The organism is Lentzea flava, assembly GCF_014648475.1.
GTDB classification, from domain to species: domain Bacteria; phylum Actinomycetota; class Actinomycetes; order Mycobacteriales; family Pseudonocardiaceae; genus Lentzea; species Lentzea flava.
This window is the reverse complement of the sequence record NZ_BMRE01000021.1, coordinates 123,594-130,747: the sequence shown is the minus strand read 5'-3', so window position 1 is coordinate 130,747 and position 7,154 is coordinate 123,594. Positions and strand designations below refer to the sequence as shown.

The 7,154-nt window shown below is 67.8% G+C and carries 9 protein-coding genes; 5 read left to right on the top strand and 4 right to left on the bottom strand.

What is annotated here, in order from left to right; all coding sequences use genetic code 11:
* Positions 1-84: 84 nt before the first annotated feature.
* Both IEZ09_RS23985 and IEZ09_RS23980 read right to left on the bottom strand, forming a co-directional pair.
* Entirely contained in the window at positions 85-1,725 is a 1,641-nt protein-coding gene (locus tag IEZ09_RS23985) for an MDR family MFS transporter (protein WP_189255986.1), read from the bottom strand.
* 2 nt (positions 1,726-1,727) lie between these two features.
* Positions 1,728-2,240, bottom strand: a complete 513-nt coding sequence (locus IEZ09_RS23980) for a MarR family winged helix-turn-helix transcriptional regulator (protein ID WP_229812883.1) — start codon at positions 2,238-2,240, stop codon at positions 1,728-1,730.
* A gap of 177 nt (positions 2,241-2,417) precedes the next feature.
* Here IEZ09_RS23980 and IEZ09_RS23975 point away from each other — a divergent pair, with 177 nt between their 5' ends.
* The 3 genes from IEZ09_RS23975 to IEZ09_RS23965 all read left to right on the top strand — a co-directional run bounded on the left by IEZ09_RS23975 (position 2,418) and on the right by IEZ09_RS23965 (position 4,704).
* The gene (locus IEZ09_RS23975) at positions 2,418-2,870 is read left to right on the top strand and encodes a DUF4442 domain-containing protein (protein WP_189255984.1); all 453 of its coding nucleotides are present in this window, start codon (positions 2,418-2,420) and stop codon (positions 2,868-2,870) included.
* Between the two features lie 100 nt (positions 2,871-2,970).
* Positions 2,971-3,675: an excalibur calcium-binding domain-containing protein gene (locus tag IEZ09_RS23970; RefSeq protein ID WP_189255983.1), complete on the top strand. Its 705-nt coding sequence runs from the start codon at positions 2,971-2,973 to the stop codon at positions 3,673-3,675.
* Positions 3,676-3,738: 63 nt separating this feature from the next.
* Positions 3,739-4,704: a TIGR03617 family F420-dependent LLM class oxidoreductase gene (locus IEZ09_RS23965; protein ID WP_189255982.1), complete on the top strand. Its 966-nt coding sequence runs from the start codon at positions 3,739-3,741 to the stop codon at positions 4,702-4,704.
* Here IEZ09_RS23965 and IEZ09_RS23960 read toward each other — a convergent pair.
* Positions 4,686-4,859 (bottom strand): hypothetical protein, encoded by a 174-nt coding sequence (locus IEZ09_RS23960; protein ID WP_189255981.1) that lies wholly within the window; start codon positions 4,857-4,859, stop codon positions 4,686-4,688. The genes IEZ09_RS23965 and IEZ09_RS23960 overlap by 19 nt on opposite strands.
* Before the next feature lie 144 nt (positions 4,860-5,003).
* Between IEZ09_RS23960 and IEZ09_RS23955 the strand changes: the two genes are divergently transcribed.
* Positions 5,004-5,600, top strand: coding sequence for an ArsR/SmtB family transcription factor (locus tag IEZ09_RS23955; RefSeq protein ID WP_189255980.1), 597 nt, complete (start codon positions 5,004-5,006; stop codon positions 5,598-5,600).
* Positions 5,597-6,331 (top strand): SRPBCC family protein, encoded by a 735-nt coding sequence (locus IEZ09_RS23950; protein ID WP_189255979.1) that lies wholly within the window; start codon positions 5,597-5,599, stop codon positions 6,329-6,331. Before IEZ09_RS23955 ends, IEZ09_RS23950 begins: the two co-directional genes overlap by 4 nt.
* On the opposite strand, the gene IEZ09_RS23945 is transcribed toward IEZ09_RS23950, so the two are convergent.
* Positions 6,301-7,125, bottom strand: coding sequence for an endo alpha-1,4 polygalactosaminidase (locus tag IEZ09_RS23945; protein WP_189255978.1), 825 nt, complete (start codon positions 7,123-7,125; stop codon positions 6,301-6,303). The genes IEZ09_RS23950 and IEZ09_RS23945 overlap by 31 nt on opposite strands.
* Positions 7,126-7,154 lie beyond the last annotated feature (29 nt).

Below are 7,154 nucleotides of genomic sequence, written 5' to 3'. Positions count from 1 at the left end.
CGCCGCTGACGCGGCGACCCGTCCCAACGAACTCACCCCCGGTTAAAACACCAGGTGGACAAAAGCGCCGTTCATCGTTTGAAGTCAGACCGCGACGGCCTCGGCGTCGGCGACGCGCTCCAGGCCCGACCTGGTGGAGAGCGGCTTCTCGCGCAGGAACCACACGAGGACGAACGCCGCCACCATCACGATGCCGCCGGTCATGAAGACCAGGTCGATCGCGCCGGAGAAGCCGTCCAGGAACGGACGCGCCAGCACCGGGTCGAGGTGGTTGAGGAACTCGGTGTTGTTGATGTCCACACCGGACCCGCCACCGCTCTGCAGCATCTTGGCGAACTCCGGGTTGTGGCTCAGCGCCACCTTGAACGCCTCGGTCTGCATCGCGGCCTTCAGGCCCTCGGCGATCTTGTCACCGACCGTGCTGAACAGGATCGACAGGAACACCGCGGTACCGACCGTGCCACCGATCTGGCGGAAGAACGTCGCCGAAGCGGTCGCCACACCCATGTCACGCGGCTCGGCGTCGTTCTGGATCGCCAGCAGCAGCGTCTGCATGCACTGGCCCAGACCGGCACCCATGATGAACATGTAGATCATGACGAGCCAGTTCGGCGTCTCCGTGCCGATGGTGCTGAACAGGAACAGCGCGATCGACATCAGCGCGGCGCCGATGATCGGGAAGATCTTGTAGCGCCCGGTCTTCGACGTGATCCGGCCCGCGGTCGCGGTGGCCGACATGATGCCGAACGTCATCGGCAGCAGCATCAGACCGGAGACCGTCGGCGAGACGCCCTTCACGATCTGCAGGTACAGCGGGATGGAGACCATGCCGCCGAACATGCCGATGCCGAGCACGAAGTTGATCGTGTTGCCCAGCGCGAACGTGTGGTTGCCGAACATCCGCATCGGCAGCAGCGCCTCGTCGCCCATGCGGGTCTCGACGAAGACGAACGCCAGCAGACCGAGCACACCGATCACGTACATGGCGATCGACGTACCGGACGCCCAGCCCCACTCGCGGCCCTGCTCGGCCACGATCAGCAGCGGCACCAGCCCGACGGTCAGCGTCAGCGCGCCGAAGTAGTCGATGCGGTGGTCGACCCGCTTGTGCGGGATGTTCAGCACGCGGCCGACGACGAACAGCGCGAGCAGCGCGATCGGCACGTTGACCAGGAACACCCAGCGCCAGCCGGTGACGCCGACGAACGTGTCGAGACCGGCGAACACACCACCGATGACCGGCCCGAGCACGCTCGCCGAACCGAACACGGCCATGAAGTACGCCGAGTACTTGTTGCGCTCACGCGGCGAGATGATGTCGGCCATGATCGCGAACGCCAGCGACATCAGACCGCCGGCGCCGAGACCCTGAACCGCGCGGAACGCGGCCAGCTCGTACATCGACGTCGCGATGCCCGACAGCAGCGATCCGAGCAGGAACAGCGAGATCGCCGTGAGGTACATCGGCTTGCGGCCGTAGATGTCGGACAGCTTGCCGTACAACGGCGTCGTGATCGTGGCGGTGATCAGGTAGGCCGTGGTCGCCCACGCCTGCAGCGTCTGGCCGTGCAGCTGGTCCGCGATGGTCTTCATGGCGCTGGCGACGATCATCTGGTCCAGCGCCGCGAGGAACATGCCCAGCAGCAGGCCGGACAGCACCGTCATGATCTGCCGGTGCGTCAGGGAGACCCCTGGCGTGGGTGTCGCCTCGGTTGTTTCTGACATCTCTAGTTTTCCCCTCCTGCGCGGGTCCCCGTCCCGCGTTCGGTCAAAAGCGCCGGAATCGTGCGCTCGTAGTCCTGGACAAAGCGTTCGAACAGGTCCGCGAAGCCCTTGAAGTCCTCGTCGGCCCAGTCCGCGAACACCCGCTCGATCGCCTCGTTGCGCTGCCGGCGTCGCTCGATGAGCAACTGACGCCCTGCCTCGGTGACCGCGAGAACGCTGGCCCGGCCGTCCGCCGGATCAGCACGCCTCTCCACGAGCCCGTCCTTCACCAGCCCGGCTACCTGCCTGCTGACCGTGGACGGGTCGGAGAGCACCGCCTCCGCCAGTGCGCTGGAGCGGCACTCGCCCAAACCGGAGAGCGTCGCGAGGAGCACGAAGGCGGACTTGTCCATCCCCTGCTTGGCCATCTGGTGGGCGACCTGGGCGTGCATCTTGTTCAGGCGCACCATCGCCATGCCCACCCGATCCGCGAGCTCGTGCTCGGAATCGATGGGGATGCACCTGCCCGGATCCACCATCTGACACCTCGTTGCTTGTATCACCCAACTAGTTGCTCGCTACAAGCATCCATCTCGGTGCGCAGAAATGCAAGTGAGTTCCGAGTCTCACTCCACAGTGGAGCGGTACGGACGCGGCGAGTGGTGGTTACCGACGGGTAGCAAACCGTGTTACTCACCGGTAGCATCCGCTTCATGAGCCAAGACGTGTCGTTCGTCGCCGATGCCATGAAGCAGGCGGTGCCGCTGGTGAAGACCACCGGCATCGAGTTCGAGGAGGTCTCCGGGAGCCGGGTCGTCGCGACGCTGCCGGACGACGAGACGCTGCGCAACCACGTCGGCGGGCCGCACGCCGCGATGATGTTCGGTCTCGGCGAGACCGCGTCCGGCGCCGTCGTGATGGCCGCGTTCGCCGCGCACCTCGGCAAGGCCACGCCGCTCGTCGTCCGCGCGGAGATCGCCTACAAGAAGGTCGCGATGGGCGTTCTGCGCGCCGAGGCCGTGCTGGGCCGCTCCGCGGAGGAGGTCCTCGCCGAACTGGAGTCCGGCACGAGGCCCGAGTTCCCCGTCTCTGTCATGATCACCAACGCCGAGGGCGTCACCACCGGTGAGATGACCGTGGTCTGGACCTTGAAGCCCGCACGCTGAACTGGGCATCTCCGTATTTCAGTTCGGACAACGCGTGAACCGATCCGGGCCAAATACGTAACCTTGGCCACTCTCGCGCCGGAGAGCACCATTCGGGTTCATGTCGGGGTGGAGAACTGTGGGCGGCGGAGTCCTGCTGGTTGCACTCACCGCCGGGTGCGCGGCACAGCCACAGCAGTCGACTCCTGTCGCGGTGGAGAAGCCCGTCGGGGAACCGGTGGCCACGACGTCGCCGTCGGTCCCGCCCGCCATGCTGGGCATCACGGTGGCGTCGATCGTGGACGGACGCACGGTGATGCTGTCGGACGGCTCGAAGGCCGAGGTCAGCGGTCTCGCCCAGCCCGGACCGTGCTGGGCGGACGCCGCCGCGGCCTTCGCCAGGAGCATGCTGCTGAACCAGCAGGTGCGCTACGACCGCACCACCGGCGCGCTCAGCCTCGCGGACGGCACCGACTTCACGCTGCTCGCGCTGGGCAACGGGGCCGGCCGCACCACGGGCACCCCGTCGCCAGTGCAGCGGGAAGCGGAGGGCGCGGCGCAGCGGGTCCCGATCGGGCTGTGGGGCGCGCCCTGCGGCGGTAAGGACACCACCGAAACACCGACTCCCCCGCCACCGCCTCCTCCACCACCACCCGCCCCGAAGCCGACCACGACGACGCCCAAGCCCAAGCCGGTGTTCTACGCGACCTGCGAGGACGCGTGGCGGGCCGGCGCGGCGCCGATCTACTGGGGCCAGCCGGGCTACCGGGTCGAGCTGGACGCGAACCGGAACGGAATCGCCTGCGAGCCGCAGTACCGCCGCTGACCACCTCGTGCCGGAGGCTCCTGGCTGCAACGAGCTGCTCGAGAGTTTTCTAACCTCGACGGCATGAAGCTGGACAGGAGCGCCGTCGACTACACGCCCGGCAACGTCGGGGCCATCGCGAAGCGGGCGGAGGACCGGGGCTACGACGGGTTCTGGCTCGCCGAGACCAAGCACGACCCGTTCCTCGCGCTCGCGGGAGCGGCCGCGGCGACCGAGCGGATCGAGCTCGGCACGGCGATCGCGGTGGCCTTCGCGCGCAACCCGATGACCGTCGCGACCACGGCGAACGACCTGCAGCTGCTGTCGGAGGGCCGGTTCAACCTCGGGCTCGGTTCGCAGATCGAAGCCCACATCACCAAGCGCTTCTCGATGCAGTGGAGCAAGCCCGCTGCCCGCATGCGCGAGTTCGTGCTGGCGATCCGGGCCATCTGGCACGCGTGGGAGACCGGCGAGCGGCTGGCGTTCCGCGGCGAGTTCTACCGGCACACGCTGATGACGCCGTTCTTCGACCCCGGCCCGAACCCGCACGGCACCCCGCCGATCTACCTGGCGGGCGTCGGCGAGCTGATGACCGAGGTGGCGGGCGAGGTCGCGGACGGCTTCCTGTGCCACAACTTCACGACCGAGCGGTACCTGCGCGAAGTGACGCTGCCCGCACTCGAACGCGGCCGGGCCAAGGCGGGGAAGACGCTGGAGGGCTTCGAGATCAGCGGGCCCGTGTTCGCAGCTGCCACGGACTCCGAGATCGCTGACGTCAAGCGGCAGATCGCGTTCTACGGGTCGACGCCCGCGTACAAGCCGGTGCTGGACCTGCACGGCTGGGGCGCGCTGCACGAGGAGCTGCACCGGATGTCCCGGCGGCAGCAGTGGACGGAGATGAGCGAGCTGATCACGGACGAGGTGCTGCACGAGTTCGCCGTCGTCGGGTCGTCACCCGACACCGTCTCGGCCGCGCTGCTGGACCGTTACGGAGACGTCGTCACCCGCATCTCACCGTCGGCGAACGTGCTTCACCGGCCGGAGAAGTGACTGAGCCCCTGCCGTGCCAGCTCGGCGTGGAAAGCGTCGAGCTCGGCGCGCACCCTGGCGACGCCTCTCTTGCGGATCCACCTGCGTCTTCCCACGTTGGCGGCGGTCAGGGCGAACGGCAAAGCCAGCAGGGTCAGCACGAGCATCGTGATCATGTTGTCTCCTCAGGGGTTGCGAACAAGCAACGACCAATCGAGACACCGCTTACGGTACCGGGTCGAACGCCACCCAGGTGGAGCAAAGTCACCGACAGCAACGCAGTTCTTGACTAATTTTGTTTTCGGTGCGAGGGTGGTCCCATGTTCGAAGTGGCGGTGATCGAGGACCCCGCAGCGGCCGAGGTGTCGCTGGACCCCGTGCGGGCGCGCCTGCTCGCGGAGCTGGCAGAGCCGGGATCGGCGACGATGCTCGCCGCCAAGGTCGGCCTGCCCAGGCAGAAGGTGAACTACCACCTGCGCACGCTGGAGCAGCACGGCCTGGTGGAGCTCGTCGAGGAACGGCGCAAGGGCAACGTGAACGAGCGCCTGCTGCAGGCGACCGCGGCCTCCTACGTCATCTCGCCGACGGCGCTGGCGGCCGTGCAGCCCGACCCGGCGCGCTCACCCGACCGGTTGTCCGCGCGGTGGTTGCTCGCGGTCTCGGCCAGGCTGGTGCGCGACGTCGGCACGTTGATCACGGGCGCGACCAGGGCGAAGAAGCGGCTCGCCACCTTCGCGCTGGACGGCGAGGTCCGGTTTGCCACGGCGGCCGACCGGGCAGCGTTCGCCGAGGAGCTCGCCACGTGCGTGACGCGACTCGTCGCCAAGTACCACGACGAACAGGCCGAAGGAGGGCGAGCGCACCGAGTCGTCGTCGCCCTGCACCCCAGCGTCGCCGCCAAGGAGGAGGAGTCGTGACCCGCGAGTTCGAGATCAGGAAGGAAGTCGAGGTCGAGGGCACCCCCGAGCAGGTCTGGGACGCCATCGCGACAGGGCCGGGCATCGACTCGTGGTTCATGGGCCCGCACACCGTCGACGGACGCCTCGGCGGCCGCATGTCGATCGACATGGGCTTCTTCCAGGAAGCCTCGACGATCACCGCCTGGGAGCCCGGCAAGCACCTCGCCTACACCAGCGACAAGGGCGAGGACGGCACGTTCCACGCGATGGAGTACCTGATCGAGGGCCGTGACCAGGGCTCGACGGTGCTGCGGTTCGTGCACAGCGGCGTCCTCGGCGACGACTGGGGCGACGAGTACCTGGACCAGACCGCGAAGGGCTGGGACATGTACCTGTTCACGCTGGCCCAGTACGTCAGGCACTTCGCGGGCAGGCACGGCACCTACGTGTTCGCGCAGTGGCCGGAGGGTGAGAAGAGCTGGCCGGCGCTGCTGAAGGCGCTCGGCGTCCCCGAGGACGCGCAGGTGGGCGACGAGGTCACCCTCGAACCGTTCGGCGTCACCGGTGTCGTCGACTACCTCGTTCGCCACTCCCCGCACGAGTTCCTCGGTGTGCGCGGTGAGGACGGGCTCTACCGCTTCCACGGCACGAACGCCGTCGGCCACCACCTCTTCGGTGACGCGACGGGCCAGGCCGAGAAGTGGCAGGCGTTCCTGGCTCAGCTGGCCGGGCAGACCTCGTTGACGTAGTCGGAGTGCCCGTACGGCACCACGTTCCGGTCGCGGCGGATGATCGACACCTTGCCGCCGCGATCGGCACACGACTTCCTGAACGCCTCGTCGGTGTACTCGACCTGGAAGAAGTTGTCGCCGAACGCCTCCGCGTAGAGCCGGCACTCGTCGTGGGCCTCGCAGTCCTCGGTGATCGCGAAGTCGAAGCCGATGTCCCTGCGGCCGGAGTCGCCGAGCTCACCGCCGTTCTTCTGGGCGACGGCGAGCCCCTTCTCGTGGGCGTACCGCACGAACGCCTTCATGAACTCCTTGGTGGCGTTGAGGTCGAACGCCCCGTCGGCGCGCGTGTGCGAGTCGAGGTTGTCCGCCTCGATGGCCTGGAACCGCGAGGTCTTGCAGCCGTCGATCCACTTCTGCTGGATGTCGAGGATCTTCTGCCGCCTGTCCGGGGTGGAGATGTCGAGAATGCCCTCGTCCCACTCGGGGTCGAGCACCGGCTCGCCGTCCGGCTTCTTGACCAGCAGGTCGTCGTGGTTGCGCCGCCACCAGGTCAGGCTGCCTTCCATCGGTTCCGGCTGCGTCTGCAGGGCGTTGAGGTAGCAGACGTTGTAGCGGTCGCCGACGGGGGTTTCGCCGCGGTCCCGCACGACGATCCTGACGCGCGCGTCCGGCCGGTAGGGCCCGCCGATCTGGTAGTCGAACCTCGCACCGGCGGGCGGCAGCTCGACCCGAGGAGTCTCGGGTTCGCTCGTGCCGCAGGAGGCGACGAGCAGGAGCAGCGTGCCAACCGTCAGATAGCGCAGGCGTAACACTCAGGACACTCCATCGCTCATAAATGAGA

What these genes read in the sequence shown, in the direction of transcription:
- IEZ09_RS23970 (WP_189255983.1), top strand. Translation starts at nt 2,971, where the DNA reads ATGTCGGGGTGGAGAACTGTGGGCGGCGGAGTCCTGCTGGTTGCACTC.
- IEZ09_RS23985 (WP_189255986.1), bottom strand. Translation starts at nt 1,725, where the DNA reads ATGTCAGAAACAACCGAGGCGACACCCACGCCAGGGGTCTCCCTGACG.
- IEZ09_RS23955 (WP_189255980.1), top strand. Translation starts at nt 5,004, where the DNA reads ATGTTCGAAGTGGCGGTGATCGAGGACCCCGCAGCGGCCGAGGTGTCG.
- IEZ09_RS23975 (WP_189255984.1), top strand. Translation starts at nt 2,418, where the DNA reads ATGAGCCAAGACGTGTCGTTCGTCGCCGATGCCATGAAGCAGGCGGTG.
- IEZ09_RS23965 (WP_189255982.1), top strand. Translation starts at nt 3,739, where the DNA reads ATGAAGCTGGACAGGAGCGCCGTCGACTACACGCCCGGCAACGTCGGG.
- IEZ09_RS23960 (WP_189255981.1), bottom strand. Translation starts at nt 4,859, where the DNA reads ATGATCACGATGCTCGTGCTGACCCTGCTGGCTTTGCCGTTCGCCCTG.